19 protein-coding genes are annotated in these 18,438 nt (G+C 59.5%); 11 read left to right on the top strand and 8 right to left on the bottom strand.

Going from position 1 to position 18,438, the window contains the following annotated elements:
- Window positions 1–450: 450 nt before the first annotated feature.
- The gene (locus tag ACFB49_RS16415; RefSeq protein WP_380872332.1) at window positions 451–1,743 is read right to left on the bottom strand and encodes an Hsp70 family protein; all 1,293 of its coding nucleotides are present in this window, start codon (window positions 1,741–1,743) and stop codon (window positions 451–453) included.
- Between the two features lie 313 nt (window positions 1,744–2,056).
- Between ACFB49_RS16415 and ACFB49_RS16410 the strand changes: the two genes are divergently transcribed.
- The 9 genes from ACFB49_RS16410 (at window position 2,057) to ACFB49_RS16370 (ending at window position 11,179) form a co-directional block, all read left to right on the top strand.
- The gene (locus tag ACFB49_RS16410; protein WP_380872331.1) at window positions 2,057–2,452 is read left to right on the top strand and encodes a polyketide cyclase; all 396 of its coding nucleotides are present in this window, start codon (window positions 2,057–2,059) and stop codon (window positions 2,450–2,452) included.
- 319 nt (window positions 2,453–2,771) lie between these two features.
- Window positions 2,772–2,984 (top strand): type II toxin-antitoxin system Y4mF family antitoxin, encoded by a 213-nt coding sequence (locus tag ACFB49_RS16405; protein WP_380872329.1) that lies wholly within the window; start codon window positions 2,772–2,774, stop codon window positions 2,982–2,984.
- Window positions 2,981–4,195, top strand: a complete 1,215-nt coding sequence (locus ACFB49_RS16400; protein ID WP_380872328.1) for a type II toxin-antitoxin system HipA family toxin — start codon at window positions 2,981–2,983, stop codon at window positions 4,193–4,195. The genes ACFB49_RS16405 and ACFB49_RS16400 overlap by 4 nt, the downstream gene beginning before the upstream one ends.
- A 212-nt stretch (window positions 4,196–4,407) precedes the next feature.
- A complete protein-coding gene (locus tag ACFB49_RS16395; RefSeq protein ID WP_380872327.1) occupies window positions 4,408–5,163 on the top strand; it encodes a helix-turn-helix domain-containing protein in 756 nt (251 codons plus the stop codon).
- 308 nt (window positions 5,164–5,471) lie between these two features.
- Window positions 5,472–7,760 (top strand): TonB-dependent receptor, encoded by a 2,289-nt coding sequence (locus ACFB49_RS16390; protein WP_380872326.1) that lies wholly within the window; start codon window positions 5,472–5,474, stop codon window positions 7,758–7,760.
- 11 nt (window positions 7,761–7,771) lie between these two features.
- On the top strand, window positions 7,772–8,191 hold the full coding sequence (locus ACFB49_RS16385) for a nuclear transport factor 2 family protein (protein WP_380872325.1): 420 nt from the start codon (window positions 7,772–7,774) through the stop codon (window positions 8,189–8,191).
- Window positions 8,192–8,211: 20 nt separating this feature from the next.
- On the top strand, window positions 8,212–8,748 hold the full coding sequence (locus ACFB49_RS16380) for a nuclear transport factor 2 family protein (protein WP_380872324.1): 537 nt from the start codon (window positions 8,212–8,214) through the stop codon (window positions 8,746–8,748).
- Window positions 8,745–10,001, top strand: coding sequence for a sulfotransferase family protein (locus ACFB49_RS16375; protein WP_380872323.1), 1,257 nt, complete (start codon window positions 8,745–8,747; stop codon window positions 9,999–10,001). The genes ACFB49_RS16380 and ACFB49_RS16375 overlap by 4 nt, the downstream gene beginning before the upstream one ends.
- A gap of 2 nt (window positions 10,002–10,003) precedes the next feature.
- A complete protein-coding gene (locus tag ACFB49_RS16370) occupies window positions 10,004–11,179 on the top strand; it encodes a DUF1214 domain-containing protein (RefSeq protein WP_380872322.1) in 1,176 nt (391 codons plus the stop codon).
- A 193-nt stretch (window positions 11,180–11,372) separates the two neighbouring features.
- Here the strand turns inward: ACFB49_RS16370 and ACFB49_RS16365 are convergent, their stop codons facing one another.
- The gene (locus tag ACFB49_RS16365; protein ID WP_380872321.1) at window positions 11,373–11,726 is read right to left on the bottom strand and encodes a hypothetical protein; all 354 of its coding nucleotides are present in this window, start codon (window positions 11,724–11,726) and stop codon (window positions 11,373–11,375) included.
- A 58-nt stretch (window positions 11,727–11,784) separates the two neighbouring features.
- Window positions 11,785–14,082: a TonB-dependent receptor gene (locus ACFB49_RS16360; protein WP_380872319.1), complete on the bottom strand. Its 2,298-nt coding sequence runs from the start codon at window positions 14,080–14,082 to the stop codon at window positions 11,785–11,787.
- A gap of 317 nt (window positions 14,083–14,399) precedes the next feature.
- On the opposite strand from ACFB49_RS16360, the gene ACFB49_RS16355 reads away from it, so the two are divergent.
- Complete coding sequence (locus ACFB49_RS16355) at window positions 14,400–15,113, top strand: helix-turn-helix domain-containing protein (RefSeq protein ID WP_380872318.1); 714 nt, start codon at window positions 14,400–14,402, stop codon at window positions 15,111–15,113.
- Between the two features lie 147 nt (window positions 15,114–15,260).
- Window positions 15,261–16,034 (top strand): SDR family NAD(P)-dependent oxidoreductase, encoded by a 774-nt coding sequence (locus tag ACFB49_RS16350; RefSeq protein WP_380872317.1) that lies wholly within the window; start codon window positions 15,261–15,263, stop codon window positions 16,032–16,034.
- Here the strand turns inward: ACFB49_RS16350 and ACFB49_RS16345 are convergent.
- From ACFB49_RS16345 to ACFB49_RS16325, 5 genes are all read right to left on the bottom strand, one after another.
- A complete protein-coding gene (locus tag ACFB49_RS16345; RefSeq protein ID WP_380872316.1) occupies window positions 15,991–16,749 on the bottom strand; it encodes a hypothetical protein in 759 nt (252 codons plus the stop codon). The two genes, ACFB49_RS16350 and ACFB49_RS16345, sit on opposite strands and share 44 nt — an antisense overlap.
- Before the next feature lie 14 nt (window positions 16,750–16,763).
- Window positions 16,764–17,027 carry a hypothetical protein gene (locus tag ACFB49_RS16340; RefSeq protein WP_380872315.1) on the bottom strand — a complete coding sequence of 88 codons (264 nt, stop codon included), beginning with the start codon at window positions 17,025–17,027 and terminating at the stop codon, window positions 16,764–16,766.
- Between the two features lie 10 nt (window positions 17,028–17,037).
- Window positions 17,038–17,199: a hypothetical protein gene (locus ACFB49_RS16335; RefSeq protein WP_380872314.1), complete on the bottom strand. Its 162-nt coding sequence runs from the start codon at window positions 17,197–17,199 to the stop codon at window positions 17,038–17,040.
- Between the two features lie 21 nt (window positions 17,200–17,220).
- Window positions 17,221–17,490 (bottom strand): hypothetical protein, encoded by a 270-nt coding sequence (locus ACFB49_RS16330; protein WP_380872313.1) that lies wholly within the window; start codon window positions 17,488–17,490, stop codon window positions 17,221–17,223.
- A gap of 373 nt (window positions 17,491–17,863) precedes the next feature.
- Window positions 17,864–18,418, bottom strand: coding sequence for a recombinase family protein (locus tag ACFB49_RS16325; RefSeq protein WP_380872312.1), 555 nt, complete (start codon window positions 18,416–18,418; stop codon window positions 17,864–17,866).
- Between the last annotated feature and the right edge of the window lie 20 nt (window positions 18,419–18,438).

Raw genomic sequence — 18,438 nt, 5'->3', positions numbered from 1 at the left:
CACCGCCGAGGGCTGGCCATAGGTCACGCTTGCGCTGGCGGGCGCGGGGATTGGGTCTGTGCTTCTCCCGTCCTGCAATAAGTCGGGGCGACTGGTTCCGTTACCCGTCGGCCCCGTCCAATCGCGCTCGGCTCCCGGCGGGATCGGAGCCTGATGGATCGCCACAAAACTCCTCAGTGGTCCGACCCTATCGGGAGCAACTCGGCGCGACCGGACGCTCGCTGAGCCCATGTCCGCAAGCCTTGCCGATGCCTGTCACACCAACGGATCGCCAGCTCTCTGCTCAAGTGCTTTCCTATCCACGTAGGCATGAAGCCGACTGTCAGGAACGACCGACGAAGGGGACGAAACGAGGCCGCGAGCAGAGGCGGAATCGAACCGCCGCTTCAGGCGATTGCTTGCCGATTCCTGCCTGTCCGGACCGTCCGACAGAGCCGTCATCCCATCCGCTCAATCACTGGCCCACTCCGCCAAATTCTCCTCCTGACCGAGCAACGCGAGGCCGTGAGCGATGGATGTAAGTTCACCGCCGGTGGCGATCCGCTCGGCACCGAACCGCCGTTCGAACAGCCAGTGTATCGCCGGGATCAGCGATGATCCGCCGGTGAGAAACACGCGGTCGATATCGGCCGGCAATGTTGAGGCATTGGCAAGCGCCCGATCCACGGTCGCCTCGATCCTCGTCACATCTTCCGCAATCCAGCTCTCGAACTCCGCGCGGGACACCTCGGCCTCGATTGCGAGCCCCCCGCCCGTAAATCGGAACGGCGCGTGATGGTCGGTGGATAGGGTCTTCTTGAGCTGCCCGACCGCATCGTAGAACGGATAGCCCAGTTCATTGTCGATCAGCGCGATCATCCGGCCGATGGCGTCGGGGTCTACCGCCGCCTTCTGAAGCCGGCGAAGCTCTTCCATCGTCCGGCGATTGCGCATGAGCGCAAGTCGCGACCAGTCCGCAAAGTCGGCAAAATAGCCCCGCGGGATCTCAAGCAGCTTGTCGAACGATCGATAATTGCCACCCTTGCCCAGCATCGGCAGGATCAAACGGTCGACGATGCGATAGTCGAACCGATCGCCGGCGATACCGATGCCAGCCGATCCCAGCGGCACGCAGCGGCGGGTCGTGCCGGGCGCTCCGATCCGGACGACGGAGAAGTCGCTCGTGCCGCCGCCAAAGTCGGCGACGAGGATGGTGGCAGGCTCGGTCAGCCGGGACGCATAGCTGAATGCGGCGCCGAGTGGTTCATGGACATAATGGATCTCCGTCCCGAACCCCTCGAACATGCGGTCGTAGCGCTCACGGGCAAGCGACGCATCGGGACGGGCTCCGGCATATTCGACCGGCCGGCCAACAATGACTCTCTCAGGCCTGTCGTCGAGGTTGCCTCCGGCATGGGCAACCAGCCGCTCGAGGAACAGTCGTCCCAGTTCTTCGAAGCGGAAGCGTTTCTCGAACACCGAAGCGTGCTCGAAGGAAGCGCTGGCGGCGACCGACTTGAACGACTGGATGAAGCGGCTGTCCTGGGGATATTCGAGATATTCGGCGATGGCCCAAGGCCCGGCCTCGTGGGCCAGGCCACCGCGCACGCCTTCGTCATGCCAGAAACATAGCGCGGAGCGGAAAACCTCGCCGGTTGCCTGTTCGCCGGCAAATGTCACCAGTTCCGACTGACCTGCATTTCTGCCGAGCGCAGCGACGCTGTTGGTTGTGCCAAAGTCGAGGCCGAGCGCCGGACGGGACATCGAATGGGCTCTCCGGGAGTGTTGCTATAGACGGTTGGGGCGGCGCCTATGAACCGGCGATGCGCACGCCACAAGCCACGATCGTCGCAACTCTCGTTAATGGCGAGGCGATGCCGGTCGATCAGCGCCTCAAGGCCTTCGACGCGCACAAGGGTCATGGCGCCGATCTTCAACCACCGCTCAAACCGATGCCATTCACCTGTGGACGCGCAGACCATTCGGTCGATGAACGCAGACCGGGCCGACTTCCCGTCCGTGACAGTCCGCAGACATCGGCGTACGGGCCATGCCTCGCGCCCCAATGGAGAAGATTATGCTGCCGTCGCGCACTTTCAGCGTCTCGATCAACCGGGAATGGCGATCGCTTTACGACCAGATCTGGCGGCCGGAATTCTTCCCGAAATGGGCGTCGGGGTTGGCGCAATCCGAGTTGCGGAAGAATGACCAAGGCTGGCTGGCGGACGGAGCCGAAGGGACCGTCCGCATCCGCTTCACGCCCTATAACGACCATGGCGTGATGGACCATTGGGTGGAGCTCGACGATGGGAGTGAGATCTATGTCCCATTGCGCGTGATTCAGAATGGGAGCGGCGCCGAGGTGATGCTTACTCTGTTCCGGCAGCCCGACATGGACGACGAACGCTTCTCGGCCGACGCCAAATGGGTCGTCCGCGATCTCAAGCGATTGAAGGAAGTGGTCGGCCGCTAGGCCACCTTGGCGAGCGTCTCGAGGCACCGTTCGCAAGCTTCGCGAACGAGCGTCTGCAGCAGTTGCACCCGACCGCCGAGCCACCTCCGTTGCTCGGCGGTGTATCGCTTGAGGGTAACCAGCCTCACCGCATCGCCATCCGTTCGGCGCTAGATGGCGCTAGGGCGCGCGCACGCATTCTGCTCAGCGGAGTGAAGGAATAGGTTTTACCGATCGGGAAAATTTTTTGAATCGGCTGCCTCCGTGAGAGAAATATTCCTGATCGGGAATATTGCGGTTGCTTTCAACGGAATTGTGCCCGATATTCCCGATCGGGAATATGGACGCGTTAACGATAGGCGGCATCGTTCGAAAGGAACGCAAGGCACAGGGCCTGCGGCAAGAGGAGCTTGCCGCGGCAACCGGTGTCGGCGTGCGCTTTATCGTGGACCTCGAGTCCGGCAAGCCGACCCTTCAACTCGGGAAGGCGTTGCAAGTCCTGGCGACACTCGGCTGCGAAATCTCGATCGCGACACCTTCAGGTAATCTGTGAGCGACGCACTTTCAGTATGGTGGAACGGCAAGCTCGCGGGAACACTGCAGCTGGACGAGATTGGCGAAATGCAGTTTGCATACGCGTCGGCTTGGCTGGAGGATAGCGAAGCACGCGCTCTTTCATTTTCACTGCCCAAGCGCCGGGAGCCTTTTGGCCGTCGCGAATGCCAACCATTCTTCGAGGGCATGCTGCCCGAAGATTCGCAACGCGTAGCCATTGCCAGGGCCCTGGGCGTCTCCGCAGGCAATGACTTCCGGTTGCTGGAGCACTTGGGCGGTGAAGTCGCGGGCGCTCTGATGCTTTTGCCGCAAGGCGAAACGCCACCGGCGTGGAGCGATGGACAGCCCGATATTCTTGATGACCACCGCTTGGTAGCGTTGCTTGATCGCCTGCCGATCAGGCCGATGCTCGCCGGCGAAGGTGGACTTCGCCTGTCGCTGGCCGGTGCCCAGTCCAAGCTTCCAGTCCTGCTGGTCGACGGTCGGATCGCGCTGCCTGCTCCCGGGCAGCCCACGAGTCATATCCTGAAGCCCCCGATCGCGCGTTTCGAAGGAACGACCGAGAACGAATTCTACTGCATGACGCTCGCGGCTGCGATTGGTCTCGACGTAGCACCCGTCACTATGCATACGGTCGAGGACAGGTCCTTTCTTCTCATCGAACGCTACGACCGCCAGGTCGATGGCGACGGGCGAATGATCCGTCTGCACCAGGAGGACTTCGCGCAGGCGCTCGGCGTGCCATCGCAGCGCAAATACTCGAGTGAAGGCGGACCAACGTTCCGGGACATCTTCGCGCTCCTGCGCAAAGCGGCGACACGCCCGGCCCGTGACATACTCAAACTCACTGACGCTGCGATCTTCAACCTGATCATCGGAAACGCCGATGCGCACGCCAAGAATTTCAGCCTGCTGCACGTCGGCGGGCTGGTCCGGCTCGCACCCCTTTACGACCTGTTGTCGACTGTCGCTTATGCCGAGCTATCGGCCAAGCTCGCGATGAAGATCGTCAAGAAGGCAAAACTGGAAGAGATTGAACCGCGTCACTGGGACCGTTTCGCCGAGGAGATCGGAATTGGTGCGCCCTATCTCCATCGAAGGATCAGGCAATTGTGCCAAGCCGTCCTAGATCAAAACTCCGCAGCAGACAGCGTCCTGGCCGACTTGGTCAGCGAGCGAGCCAAACTTCTCCTGCGCAAGACTCACTGATCAGGTTTTAAAAAAACCGGAGGCCTTCAAAGAACTTTACAATGACACCCTCTCTACTTCGAGGAATGGCCATTCATAGCATGTAGTGTTGCAGCGAATTAATGTCCGTAAAACCTACCGAATGCTCCGTCCCAAAGTCGTGTCCCGCTACAGGCGGCTTGCGCCAATGTTACCCTCCTCCTCAAAATTAAGGACCCGGAAGGAGGCGAGTGATGCAGCACTTCGAAACAACGGGCCAGAAGCGCGACGTCGAGAGGTTGCTCTCTGCCTTGAGGCGGACCTTTCGCGACCGAGGAATTCGCCAGGCGCAAATCGCTGAAGAGCTCGGGGTGAGCGAAGTGACTGTGCGCCGATATCTATCGGGCAAGGGCATGTCGCTCAGCATCCTCGAAAAGCTCTGTCAGATCGCGGACATCCGCATAATCGATCTAGCCGAAATGGCGCTGAATGGCGAGCAGGGGCTCATCCATCGGTTGAGCGACCAGCAGGAGCGGGGTCTCGCGCAAAACGTCATGCGGGCATTCGTATTCTATATGCTGCGCTACGGGTGGACGCCCGATGAAGTGCGCCGTGAATGCGGGCTAAGCGAGACGGAGTTGATCTCCCACCTAGTTCAGCTGGACCGGCTGGGACTCATCCGCCTGATGCCAAACAACAAGGTACGCAGTCTGACGGTCAAATATCCCGACTGGCATCAGGGCGGACCGGTGAGACGCACATTCGATCGATCAGCCCGCGAGCTGTTCGCTACGATGGACTATAACGGCCCGAAATCCATGTGGGAGCTGGAGACGGTCAAGTTATCGCCGGTTTCGATCGTCCAGCTTGATCTTCTGATGAAGGATTTTGTGGCGTCGGTCCGCGCGCTCGCGCTCGACGACCGTCGTCAACATCGCGCGCAGACAGAATGGCACTGCGTGATCACGGCCGCCCATCCAGTAGAACTGCGACAGATGCTGCAAGAATGAGCTAAAAATCCCGCGAGCGTTTGTCTTACCGGTCAATATCTGATCGCTTTTCTCAAACTACGCTGATCGCTTGCAGAAAGGCATTGCGGGACAGGGCCGCGATATAGCACCCACCCAACGTGGATGAGCCGAAGGCCATTCACTCACCAGAGCGACCTGATCGGTAAAAAGCCGCTCAACGCGCAATCGCGCGATGGGAGGCTTGTACCTGACGCAACTCGCTCCGGTCGCGACGGCGACGACAGGCTCCTCGAAGGGCCAGCGTCCGAAGGCATGGGAGAGTGGGGATGAAAAGGCGAATAGTTTGCGTGTCGTTGCGTGCGATTGCTTTGCTCATGCTTGGCGGCTTCAACACGCAGTTCCTGGCTCAAGCCCAAGGATCGACTCCCGAAGCCGGCACGACAGAAAATGGCTTCGAGGACATCGTCGTGACTGCGCGGCGCCGTGAGGAAAAGCTACAGGACACCCCCCTTTCGGTGACGGCTCTTACGGGATCGGCCCTCGAGAGCATGAACATTCGCTCAAGTGACGATCTCGATGCTCGCGTCCCCAATCTCAGTCTGTCCGTCAGTCCGGGTAATGCTGCCTCGACACTGGTCGCCTACATCCGCGGCATCGGCGAGTATGCGCCGAATTTCACGAATGACGCGTCGGTCGGCGTCTATATCGACGGCGTGTACCGCGCGCGCATGTCAGGCAATCTGCTCGACCTTATCGACCTGGAGCGAATCGAGGTCCTGCGAGGGCCGCAGGGTACGCTCTTTGGCCGCAACACGACCGGCGGTGCGCTTAACATCGTTAGCCGTGGGCCGGCCGCCGACCTGGGCGGTGATGTCCGCCTTGGCTATGGCAGCGATGACGAACTGGTGGCGAGCAGCTCCATCGATACGGGTTACCTCGGTTCATCCGGAGTCAAGGCTCGCTTGGGCCTCTATCGGCGGCAGCGCGATGGATTCGTGGACAATGTCCTGACGGATGCGAACGACGATCCGGGCTCGGTCCGGACGACGGGCGCAACCGCTGCGGTGATCGCGGAGCTGAGTTCGAACTTCACGCTGGATTATCGCGGCGACTACACGCGCACCCACGCGGTCAGCAATGCATCGCAGATTCGCGCGGCATCCCAGGCAGTGATAGATTATTTTTCGCGGTCCCCAAATTATGGTGGGGCGCCCTTCGTCGTGTCGGAGCGTTACCTTTCCAGGCTTGCGCAAGCCGGAACGCTGCCGCCGTCGAAGATCATTGCCTATGGCAATGCATTGACGGCCGAATATGCCGTGAGCGACGCCCTCAGCCTCAAGTCCATCACCGCGTGGCGGAGCTTGTCGATCCGCGAGAACACTCAACTCGATGGCAATGGGCCGTTGCTGGGCGAGGTGCTTGGGATTTCCGGCGCGGTCCCGGTGAGCCCTTATGCCGCGCTTCCATCCTCCGAGCGTAAGCAGGACCAATTTTCACAGGAACTTCAAGTTCTTGGGGAAGCTGAAGACCTGAACTATGTTGCCGGCCTCTACTATTTCAACGAGAATGTAAGCGAATTCGCACCTTATTTTCTGACGTTCGTTCTGGGCGGCGGTGCCGCGCTCAATATCCAGCCAACCACAGCCTATTCCGCCGACGCAGAGTCCTTTGCGGGGTTCGGCCAAGCCAGCTGGCGGCCATCGTCATCGGACGGCCGTCTCGAGCTGACGCTAGGCGGCCGCTACACGCATGACCGGCGCGCTATGGACCAACAGAACAGTTCGGATGGCGTTCCACTGCCGGCCCGATCGCTGCATCGCTCATTCGACAATTTCAGTGGAACGGCCTCTGTGAGCTACAAGTGGACGCCCGATGTGATGACGTTTGCGCGGATCGCGAGCGGCTACAAGGCCGGCGGTTTCAACCCGCAGAGCGTCAATGACGGATATGGTCCCATGAAGGCGTTATCGGGGGAGCTTGGCATCAAGGCCGACCTGGCCGATCGCCGCCTTCGGTTCAACGGCACGATCTTCTACACGGATTATGATGATCTTCAGGTCACCCAATTTGTTGCCGGATCGAGCGGAACCACTAACGAAACTGTCAATGCGGGCAGAGCGACGTACCAAGGCTTCGAACTCGAGGTCGCGGCACTCCCGGTCGACGGACTGCGCCTCGAGGCATCGGTCGGCTATGTCGATCCGAAGTACAAGGAGTTCCTGTATCGCGATCCTGTAACCGATCAGGTGATCGACGTCGCCGATCAGGCGCGCTTTGCCTATGTGTCGAAGACCACCGCAAGCCTAGCCGCACAATATCAGGCGCAGGTCGGCATCGGTGAACTCTCCTTGCGCGTCGACTATAGCTATAAGAGCGGTCGCTACTGGAATGTCCTCGACCGGGACAGCCCGTTCAACGCTGCCATCGCTGGCGGTGCGGACAATGATCTCAGCGCCCGTATCGCGCTTGGCGACATATCGGCGGGTAGCGGAAAAGTGGAGATTTCCGCTTGGGTTAGTAACTTGTTGAACAAGCACGTTATCATTGGTGGCATCGACTATGGCTCGCTGGGTTTCGGCGGGGTCACCTACAATCGCCCGCGCAATGGCGGCGTCCAACTTCGAGCAAGTTTCTGAGGAGAGGCGTGATGCTGCGTGACCTTTTTCTGGAAACCTATTCGGCGATTCCTGCCCACTCGACCAGGGCTCATATCGAGCGTGTCGTGCACGCCTATCTGTCTTCCTATGCTAGCGACGACATCGCGGGTCGCGTCAGCCTTTTTGCCGAAGATGTAGTTGTCGAAGAGCCCGTAGGCGCACCCGTGATACGAGGCCGGGACGCACTCGTCACCTTTTGGCATGGAAGTATCGAGGCCGGTTGGCAGTGCTCCAACGAATTGGAGCGCCTTGTTGTAAACGGCGACGAGGCCTTTTTGTGCTTTCGATCGAACCTTTCGCTTCGTGGCGAAGGGACGGTTTCGCTGAGCGTCTTCGAAACACTTACCTTCAACGAGCATGGCCTGATCCGTCAGCTTCGGGCTTTCAACGACGAGACTTGCCTCAGCTAGAAGGGACGAGGGAGAGGAAGATGAGCTATTTTCAGCAGGATATGACCGATACTGTCGAGCGGCTGATCGCGGCATTCAAGGAAAGCGAGCAACGAAACAGCTGGGGTTGGCTTGCGGATGAATTCTATCACGAAGACTGCGTTTACAATTGCGACTATGGCGGCGTCATGCCGGTCGTCGCGAACGGGCGTGAGGAAATCAGGCGCACACATTATGGCCGGGACATGGATGTCGGGTCGGGCTGGGAAGGCTGGACCTTTCCCTATGTGAGCTATGCGATCAACGGCGACCAGATCATCACGCACTGGATGAATAGAGGGCCCGGTCTCCGACCAGACGGTCGCCACTACGAGACGCACGGCGTTTCGTTCATCACATATGGTGGCGAGGGCAAGTTCATTCGCCAGACGGATATGTTCGACATCGGCCATCAGATGGTCCTTTGCGACGAGCTCGATGCGGCAGGTCTGCTTTCACCGCGCCTTAAGGAGGAATGGGTCGAACCGATGAAGGCTCGGATTGCTGCGGCGATGAAGCCATCGGGGGCATCCCAGTGAGTGGCGCGTCACGTTACTGGCTGCCGCCGGAACGGCCCGGCTGGCTGGCGGCGATCATTGACGAGAGCCGGCATATGGATCCAGCGGCGATCGTTCCGCTCGATGCGGAGAACCTGATCGAGACCGCCAGGCGACGTACCGGCCTGTCGGAGTTCGGCGAAAACGACTGGCGAGAACCCTTCGAAATACTGACGCGTTCGCTCGACGATGATGCCGATCTTCACCTGTTCGGCCGTATTATGACACGGAACGAACTTCTCAATCTCCTCGAAGCGCGATTGCGGGTTGAACATGCCTACCGGCTTCACCCCGAGATTGATGACGAGGTGATCGATGCGCCCGTCATCATCACGGGCCTCGGACGCTCGGGCACGTCGATACTATTCGAACTCCTGTCCCAGGATTCGCAGTTCGGCGTTCCGAGCAGCTGGGAGGCGATGTTTCCGTGCCCTCCACCCGAAACTGAAACCTATCGAAGCGATCCGCGCGCCGAGGCGGCTCACCATCTGCTAACGCAATGGGGACGAGCGGCACCGCCATGGCAGGCCATGCACGAAAGCGGGGGCTGGATTCCGGCGGAATGCGTGGCCGTCTATGAAGCCTCCTTCCGCAGCGACAATATGCCGTCGAAGGCGCCGATGGCCAGTTACAGCATGTGGCTTGCGAGTGCCGACATGACGCCGGCGCTGGAATATTATCGCAGGGTTCTCAAGCTCTTGCAGTGGCGCAACCCGAGGCGACATTGGCTGCTCAAGTCGCCGTCGCATCTCGGCTATCTTCCTACGCTATTCAACGTCTTTCCTGACGCGCGCCTGGTCGTGACCCACCGCGACCCGATCAAGGCGAACGCCTCGATCACCAATATGCTGGCGACCTTGTACTGGATGCGGAGCAATCAGCCGTTCGATGTGATGGCGTTCGAGGCGCTGATGACGCCCGAAGCGACAGCGGCGAGGCTGAACCAGCTTATCGATTGGGTCGAGTCAGGTGCGGTTCCCGCCTCGCAGATATTCGCCTCCCGCTATGCCGATCTGATCAATGATCCTGAAGGTGCCATCTCCGGACTCTACGAGCGAATGGGGATCACGCTCGATGCCGGTGCGGCAGCTGCGATGGAGAGCTATCTTGAGGGTAAGCCCAAGGGAAAGTTCGGTGCGCACAAATATGGTGTTGGCGAGGATGCCGAAGTGCGTCACCAGCGCGACCTCTACAGCAGATACCAGCAACGATTCGACGTTCCCGATGAGGACTGACCATGGGAGATGATATCGCGGCCCTCCGTTCGGGGTGGAATGCCTTCTGTGAGGAACTCAAACGAGCCGGCGAGAATGCCTTCCTCCCTTCGGCGCCAAACGGAGGCGTGGATCGGGCAGCGGGGCTTCGACAGGTCGCCCGCAACATTGCCTTGGCCTTGCAGTTCGAACTGGAGAATGCCGACCCCTTGCATCCCGAGCTGGCGCACTATTTCGATCCCGTCCGCAAGCAGGGAGGTGATAACCCGGACGCGCTCTATTTGGGCGCGCCGATCAACGGTCTCGACCACTACCGAATACAGGGGCATCGCGGAACCGCGGACTATGTGGCGATAACCGCGGTGGAGAAAGGGGAAACGCCCTTTGGCGGACGGGCCGCTGCCATCCTGTTAGGAGATGAGCTGGAAGTCGCGGCCGACGGCAGGTTCGAGCTGAACATCGGGCCGGACCCCTGCGGACCAAACTGGCTTCGATCCTCACCGGATACCTACAGGGTGACCATCCGCCAATTCTTCTCCGATTGGGAGAATGAGCAACCGATGCGCGCGATGATCGAGCGCATCGGTTGCGATGCACCGCGGCCGGTTCTGGCGTCGCAAGAGCTTCTGCAGGGGCTGAAACGCTCGGCCACGTGGCTCGGTCCATCGGTCCGCTACTGGACGGAAATGCTTTCCCGATGGAAGGCAAGACCACACACGTTTCTGGCTTATAGCGAGCTGGAAACCAACGAAGTCGACGCCACACCGGGCGGTGAGCCGGTAATTGCCTATTGGCAGCTTCAGCCCGATGAGATCCTCGTTATTCGCGTGAAACCACCAGCCGCGCGGTATTGGTCGGTCGAACTGGGGAACGCGTGGTGGGAGAGCATGGACTATCGCGACCGCTTTTCGAGCACCAACCGCCATTATGCGGAGCTCGATCCGGACGGAATGATGACGATCCTGATCTCACACGATGATCCGGGCGTTCCCAACTGGCTCGACGCCTCTGGTCACTCCGAAGGCTATATAACATTCCGCTGGATTGGCGTGGACAGACCACCGCGGCCAATGATGACACGGCTCACCAAAGATCAGCTCGGCGACTCGATGAAATCCTGCCGCCGCGTCGGCAGGCAGGAACGAATGGAGCAACTTGATCGACGCCGGTGGGGCTTGCTCAACCGAGGCATGCTCTAGCGGAAGCCGCGAGAAGACAGGCCTCAATCCGTGTCGACCCGGCCAATGCGAATGAGCGATTCAGCTACCCTTGTCTGCGAGAGCCCCTTCCGCAAGGCGTCGATGGCTTGCTTTGGGAACACCTAACCGCTGACCACGTCAAGCCAGGCTTGGCGGGGTGCCACCGGCTCAACGCGGTTGGGCTGGATCTTCATCAGCGTTCCGTCACGCGCGGGCCAAGCGGCACGTAGAGGCTGCAATCAACTCGTGAAGAGTCGAATGCGTCGGATTTCCTGATGCGGGCAATGTTCGATGGCGCCCAGAGGACCTCGCGTGTGTGCTCCAAACTCTCAGACTCGATCTCATATACCGTCAGGTATCGGAACTCCGGTTTGAGGTAGCCGGGATAATCGGCGGGTGAGACATCCGAAATCCGGAAGCGTTGAGCGGCAACAAGCGTCGGCGTCATCAAGAGTTCGGGTACGTGGAACTCATCATACCAGCGGTTATATTCTTCGTCCTTGCCTGGCGTGGCGTTGGACCGGACAGTCATCAGGAATTTCGGCATCTTTCGTCCTCCTGTTTCGGAAACCCGGGCAGTGGCCCCGCCCGCTTATGCTGGAATTCTAGAATTCCGCGCGCACGTTCAGGCCCACCGTGCGGCCGCGTTCGTACACCACCGTCCCGAACGATCCGAAATCGAGCCCGGCGGCGCGGACGAGTTCGTCGGTGATGTTGTCGACCCACAGTTCGAATCCCAGCTTGACGCCAGATACCTCCACATCGGACAGCGCCAGTCGTGCGGCGAGATTGTTGCTCGCTCCGGCGGCCACGTCGGGGTTGTAGGGTGTCAATCTCGTTAGCGGGAACCAGTATTTCTTGCTTCTGTACGAATAGTCCATGCTGAACGTCAGAAGGCCCACATCCGAAATCATTGTAGAATATTGGAAGCCGGCAGCGGCGTTGACCTTGGAAACGCCGTTGAATTTTGCCTCGTCGGAAAGATCGATCGAATCGCCTGTAACAGGATCAACAAATAGATAGGATTTATACTTCGGGTCCACATATCCTATGCTCGCCTGAAGCTGCAGGTCCCGCACGGGCATGACTGTCAGTTCCGCCTCCGTGCCCTGGTAAACCGCTCGACCCGCATTGGTGACGACCGGCAGGCCCTGGATCGTATTTTGTATCTGCAGATCCTTGTAGTTGGTCCGAAAGATCGACGCATTGAATCGCACGCGGCTGTCGAGCCACTCCGATTTTATGCCGGCCTCGTAGGCGATGGCCTTTTCCGGATCATAGCTGCCGACTGTGTTGGGAACGAAGCCTCCGGCGCGATAAGCAGTAGAAACCCGCAAGTAGGTGAGTAGATACGGTGTCCATTTATAGCTTATCGAGCCGAGGCCAGATACATTATCCCAACTATCGGATGCTTCCCGGACGTTTGTTGGAATTTCATTGAATGTGGTGTTTTCCTTGATCCTCTTCTTGTCGGACGTGTATCTTATGCCTGCACTGAGCTCGAGTCTTTCATCCATGGAGCCAGGTTTGTATGTAACCTGGCCGTAGCCCGCATAGGATCGTGTCTTTAATTTGAATCGGCGTGTCAGATTCTGGTTTATACCGATGGTTCCGCCCGGCAATACGAACGTGAAAAGGTTGGTATTGATGAGCGACCCATCTGATTCCAGATAGAACAAGCCCAGAGTGTAAGACAGATCCCCTGATTTGCCGATGAGCTGAAGTTCATTGGTGAATTGATCGTCGCTGGTGTCGTTATGCGGCAATGTCCATGGCGTGACATCGCCCACGCTGGTCGTGCCGCTTCCCGGATCGAGGACGATCCCCTTGAGGCGTCCCTGCCCACCCAGATTGCTGTGCTCGTTGATGGAGTTCGACCTGAAGCCGGTGATATTCCGGATAAGAATGTCGTCCGACACGTCATAATCAACTTTGAGGGATGTGCCGAAGAATTCGCTGTGATCAGCAGGCTGATATCCCGCAAAGGCGCGTTTGACGCGGCCCGTTCCGAACTGGAAGGGATCGCCTCCAAGCGCCTCGGAGTTCGAGAAATAGGTGATGACGTCATCGTCGGCGGCGACGATCTGCGAAAGCGGCTGCTGGGCGCGATAGTCGGAATAGTCCAGGTTGAGCTGGAAGCTCAGATTATCCGCAAGATCGCCACGCAGGCTTGCCCAAATCGCGTCACTGTCCAACCACCCCGGATCGCGACTTCCGCCACGGTTAAGGTTGCGGACGTAGCCGTCGCGTTGTCGATGAGAATAAGCAAGCTTGGCATATAGGCCCGAAGAGCCGATCTCACCGCTATCGATCGCGGTGCGAAAAGTGAATTCGTCGTCCGTGCCATAACCGACCCGCTGTCGGAATGACGCCCGATCAAGCGGCGCCTGGGTCGTCATGTTGATCGCCCCGCCCGTCGTGTTGCGGCCAAATAGCGTTCCCTGCGGCCCGCGCAAGATTTCGACGCGTTCGAGATCGACGAGATCGAACAGTGCCGCACCTGGTCGCGCGATGAGAACGCCATCAATGTAGATCGAGATCGGGGGATCTGTGTAGATCTGGTAGTCATAGGTACCGATCCCGCGGATATAGATGTTGGCGGCCGTGGTACTGCCTGCAGTGACCGCGATATCGAGATTGGGCACGATGTCCCCTATCGCCTCGAGATTGGCGACATTATGTCGCTCGAGCGTGGCGGTGCCGAGCGCCGTCACTGACAGGGGCGTGTCCTGAAGCGCTTCGTTTTGACGACGCGCCGTCACAACGATCTCTTCGAGCTTGTCGGTGCCCGCCTGGTTCGGTTGCCCGGTCATTTCGGAAGATTGCGCGATGCACGGCGTTGAGAGAGCGATGATCGACGACAGCGTGCAACTGCCTCGAAATATCCTTCGCCAGATAGCCATTCCTCTCCTCCCCCGGACAATGAAAGCAAGGCATTTGCTGCCTTTGATCCACGCCGCTTTGGCGGAGCCCGCCAGCCTGTCCCGGCCCCGCTTCATGTGTGAAATTGCGTGGAAATCAGGCTGCACAGAAGGGTGGGGGCTCGCAAGCGAGCAGGACGCACCGGCGGGGAAAATCTGGGAAGGGCCATGTCGTGACGCTGGGACCGGCAATTTGTGGCCCTTCGGCGTAGCCAGCACCGCTTGCGACGCCGTTTTCGTTGCGTCAGTCTCCTGCCATGCAAGAGCGCACGACAGACCAAGTCCCTCGGATCATGGAGATGCTCAAAAACCTGCTGCGGGCGAAGGGGCTAAGATATGCCGACGTCGCGCGCGAGCTTGGCGTCGGAGAGCGAACCGTCAAGCGTTACCTGGCCGGTCACGGCATGACGATCGAGGTTCTTCAGCGCTTTGGCGAGTTGGTCGATCTATCGCTCTCCGAGCTTACCCGGCTCGCCGAGCAGGAGGTCGATCCTCGGCCGGCGGTCCTTACCGACGAGCAGGAGCGCATTCTGTCGGAAAATCTATTCAACGCCTTCGTTTTCCGGATGCTGAGATATGGCTGGCCGCCTGAGGACATCAGGAGAGAATTCGAGCTGGACGAGCCGGAGTTTATCCAGTGCCTCGTCTTTCTGGACCGCTTGCGGCTTATCGACCTACTGCCGGGCAATCGCGTCAAGCTCCTTACGCGCAAGGTGATCGAATGGCGGCCCGACGGACCGGTGCGCCGCGCTTTCGACAAGGTCGTAAAGCAGGGCTTTGCCGAGATGGATTACTCGCAGCCGTCCGCCATGTGGGACCTCAAGACCATAAAACTTTCGCGATCGGAAGCCGCAAGATTGAAGGCCATCGTCACCGAATTCTCCGCCGCGGTCATGGAATTGGGCGAGGAAGCCCGGACGGTGCATCGGCAAGGTGATGTCTGGTATGCGGTGCTGATGGCGATCAGGCCCGTCGAGCCCGCCGATCTGAGGGGCCAGGACCCGTCGCTATGATCGGTGGGCCGATATGCGTCCCCTGCACCATCCGTTCGATGGCCCTCCAAAATTAGGCGCGCGGGCGGTCACGCGTGTCGCTTGGCGTGATCCTGCGAGCCTGACAAATCACAGCTTCGAAACATGGCTTGTGAAAGCGGAGGACCAATGACCGGCAGGAGATTTCCCGATGGGTGCGCTCTCATCATTGGCGGCAGCGGGGGTATCGGCGGTGTCGTCGCCCAGGAATTCGCGAAAGCGGGTTCCCCGGTCGCGATCACTTATCGGCGCCGTAAAGAGAAAGCCGATCAGGTGGAGGCAGCCATCACTGAATTGGGCGGCAACGTAACCAGTCACCGCGTCACAACTGGTGAACGGGCGACAATTGATAAGCTCGTCGAAGATGTCAGAGCCGCGCATGGTCGCATCCACACCGTCGTCTACGCCGCTGCCATGCTGACGGCGCAGGTCGATATCGCCGACGTGACCCACGACCAGTGGAACGAAGCTGTCGAGCAGGACGTCAACGGCTTCTTCAATGTCGTGAAGGCGACCCTCCCGGAACTTCGTCGCTCCGGGGGTGGATCCTATGTCAATCTCGGTTCGGCTGGTGACTTGTGGTGGCCGCAAAAGGACGTGCTTTCCGTTGCACCAAAGGGTGCGATCGAGGCACTCGTCCGTGGGATAGCGAAGGAAGAAGGCGTCAACGGCATCCGTGCCAATTCCGTGCTGGTCGGCGTGATCGAGGCCGGCATGTTCAAAGAACTGACGGCGGCAGGGGTCTTCGACGAGGCGTGGACGAGGGACGTTCAGAAACTCTTGTGCTTGAAGCGATGGGGGCAGCCAGAGGAAATCGGCCACGCAGCCGTCTTCCTCGCTTCGAACCAGGCGGGCTACGTCACAGGTCAGCGGATAGCGGTGGCAGGCGGCTTTGGTGTGTAACGGGCGCGGTCAGTAATTGCCATCGTAAGCATTGGATCTTACGAATTATTGCGCTTCGCACGGGTTTAGCGGGTTCCGGAGTGGGACCTAAAACGGGCGGGCAGAGAGTCGGGTGCATTCCGGCGCGATAGCCATGGCGAAGAACGCGCATGGTGCTGTTCGGCGTGACCAGTTTGACGGGGCCGTCAAACTGGTCTTGGACTGTGCCATAACCTTCGAAGGACCATTGGTAGAAGGCTCCTTGCCATCGGACCCAGATACGCTTCTCACCGTCGATAACCATTGCCGCATCGGGCAAATCATTACCAAGGATGGGGGCGCGATCTGCGATGGCCGTGGTGCGGTCTCGATGCATCACCTTGTCGATTTCCTTCACGGTGAGCTTCTCATCCATGGGCAGTTTGTGCGCTTGTTTCGACGCCGAGATGAACGCGGTGTAGTTGTTTCGACGGCATTCCCAACACGGCCTATGACCGGCCGCTAATGCGGTGGCTTCGTCGAGGAAGAAGAGTTCGGTATAATTGCGGGGAGCCATGAGCTCGCGTTTCCGACCATTGAAGCTCAGGGCACAGGTGACCCAGCTATGCGTGGTCCATCGTTTTCCAGCGATCTGCTTCTGGTCATCGTGGAGGCATCCGCGATTGCCCATGAGCATGCCGCGAGAGTCGTTGGCGACGATATTGTTGAGCGGATCGACACGGTTTTGAAGGGGCATGAACGATCCTCGGATCAGTGCAGGGTCTCGGCATCGCTCCCGTCAAGGAAGGTCTCGACTCCCTCTTCGGCGAGGGCCGTTTCAAACGCGTCGAGCGCGGCTTGTTCGGTTTCGAACGGATCGTCCCAGACCGTCGATGTGCCGATTTCATTCACGACTTCGAGCGTCCATTTCGGATCGTGTTTGAGCCGATAGATGTGGACCGTTACGGTGATGCCATGGCGGGTGACGGTGCGGGAGAGATCGGAGTCGATGATCTCGGGATCACGGTCTGGCACGCATCGCTCCTTACGATTCCGAGGGGTCTTTTCGGGGCTTCCCTGCGTCGTCGCGTTTTCCGCGCCAGCGACCATCGGCATTCTTCGCGCGGGTCAGCCCTTTGTTCGGCCCATTCTTCACCTTCGGGCCATCCTTGGTCCGATCATTCCCGTTACGGTCGAACAGTCCCATTCTTCGCTCCGTAGCTCGGTGCTATTCAGTGTCCCGATCCTGCAAGGTTTTGATGAGGAGCACTACCCCAGCGCCGAGGGCAGCTCCTGTGGCGATGCTCAGCAGAGGAAGGGCGAAGCCGATTGCGCCGCCTGCTACAGCGCCGGTTGCCAGTCTCTTCCCGGCTTTGGTTCGAAGGGCTGAGCGGCCTGTTTCATAAACCTGCTTGGCTGCCGGTTCGGCGCGTTCCTTGGCGACGGCCAGTCCGTTCTCGACACTTGCCTTGACGCCCGAGAGATCAGGTTTTTTCATGTATCCCCTCATGGTGGTTCACGATTTTCAGCGATTACTGCCGGTGATTATACCGGACTTCGGCGGTTGTCGTGGTGCCCATTGAGGCCCATTGCTTCATGCCGGGACTGTAGGTGGGCAGGTCTTGAACATGGCTGGCTCTATCTACGCCGAGGATCAAGGTGCTGACTGGGTGGTCGGCGGCTTCGGTGTTCCGGGGTGCGGGACATCGCCACGATAATCCCAAGCGCCCCGATGATGGTGACGCTAGCGGCTATGATGGCAAGCGTAGTGGCGAGGTCGAGCATCAGGTCTCCATGAGATGTCTGTTACCCGCCTACGCCCCTGATCCTGAGGCCATCGCCTGATTGCTGCACCGCGGGCAACCACATGCTCACGCCGACAAGGCCCGATAGACCGATGCGCGGCCGATCTTGAGACGCTTGGCGATCTCAGTTGCGCCGAGACCCTGCTGGCGAAGTTCCTTCACAGCGTCCGAGCTGATCGTCACCGGACGGCCCCTATAGACCCCCTTCAACTTCGCAGCCTCAATGCCCCGGCGCTGCCTCGCCTTGATGAAGTGCTTCTCCATCATCCCCACCAACCCGAAAACGGTCAGCATCACCTCGGCCATGATATCGGTGCCGTCGAGTATGATGGTGGGATCGTTGATCCGCAGCACCGCCTTCTTCTCGATCACCCGTTTGGCGATGGTCAGCAGGTCGGCGGTATCGCGGGCAAGACGGTCAGGATGGAGGGCCAGCAAGGTGTCGCCTTCATCGAGCAAGCGAATGGCGGCTTCCAACTGGTCACGACCGTCGAGCGACGATCCATTGCCGACATCGACGAACACCACTACCGCGCCCAGCTTCTCCAACATCGCCTTCTGAGAGGCGATATCCTGCCCCTGATCCGAACTGATCCGCGCGTAGCCCAGCGTCTTGCCCATCGGTGCTCCTTGTCCAGTGG

The sequence above is a fragment of the Sphingomonas sp. DBB INV C78 genome (genome assembly GCF_042693015.1).
Taxonomy (GTDB): domain Bacteria; phylum Pseudomonadota; class Alphaproteobacteria; order Sphingomonadales; family Sphingomonadaceae; genus Sphingomonas_E.
Note: the sequence above shows the minus strand (reverse complement) of the source record. Positions and strands in the feature narration are given on the sequence as shown.

Bases quoted from the DNA above. Each gene is read 5' to 3' on its own strand.
- ACFB49_RS16415 (WP_380872332.1), bottom strand. From the start codon at position 1,743: ATGTCCCGTCCGGCGCTCGGCCTCGACTTTGGCACAACCAACAGCGTC.
- ACFB49_RS16410 (WP_380872331.1), top strand. From the start codon at position 2,057: ATGCTGCCGTCGCGCACTTTCAGCGTCTCGATCAACCGGGAATGGCGA.
- ACFB49_RS16405 (WP_380872329.1), top strand. From the start codon at position 2,772: ATGGACGCGTTAACGATAGGCGGCATCGTTCGAAAGGAACGCAAGGCA.
- ACFB49_RS16395 (WP_380872327.1), top strand. From the start codon at position 4,408: ATGCAGCACTTCGAAACAACGGGCCAGAAGCGCGACGTCGAGAGGTTG.
- ACFB49_RS16385 (WP_380872325.1), top strand. From the start codon at position 7,772: ATGCTGCGTGACCTTTTTCTGGAAACCTATTCGGCGATTCCTGCCCAC.
- ACFB49_RS16380 (WP_380872324.1), top strand. From the start codon at position 8,212: ATGAGCTATTTTCAGCAGGATATGACCGATACTGTCGAGCGGCTGATC.
- ACFB49_RS16370 (WP_380872322.1), top strand. From the start codon at position 10,004: ATGGGAGATGATATCGCGGCCCTCCGTTCGGGGTGGAATGCCTTCTGT.
- ACFB49_RS16365 (WP_380872321.1), bottom strand. From the start codon at position 11,726: ATGCCGAAATTCCTGATGACTGTCCGGTCCAACGCCACGCCAGGCAAG.
- ACFB49_RS16360 (WP_380872319.1), bottom strand. From the start codon at position 14,082: ATGGCTATCTGGCGAAGGATATTTCGAGGCAGTTGCACGCTGTCGTCG.
- ACFB49_RS16355 (WP_380872318.1), top strand. From the start codon at position 14,400: ATGCTCAAAAACCTGCTGCGGGCGAAGGGGCTAAGATATGCCGACGTC.
- ACFB49_RS16350 (WP_380872317.1), top strand. From the start codon at position 15,261: ATGACCGGCAGGAGATTTCCCGATGGGTGCGCTCTCATCATTGGCGGC.
- ACFB49_RS16345 (WP_380872316.1), bottom strand. From the start codon at position 16,749: ATGCCCCTTCAAAACCGTGTCGATCCGCTCAACAATATCGTCGCCAAC.
- ACFB49_RS16335 (WP_380872314.1), bottom strand. From the start codon at position 17,199: ATGGGACTGTTCGACCGTAACGGGAATGATCGGACCAAGGATGGCCCG.
- ACFB49_RS16330 (WP_380872313.1), bottom strand. From the start codon at position 17,490: ATGAAAAAACCTGATCTCTCGGGCGTCAAGGCAAGTGTCGAGAACGGA.
- ACFB49_RS16325 (WP_380872312.1), bottom strand. From the start codon at position 18,418: ATGGGCAAGACGCTGGGCTACGCGCGGATCAGTTCGGATCAGGGGCAG.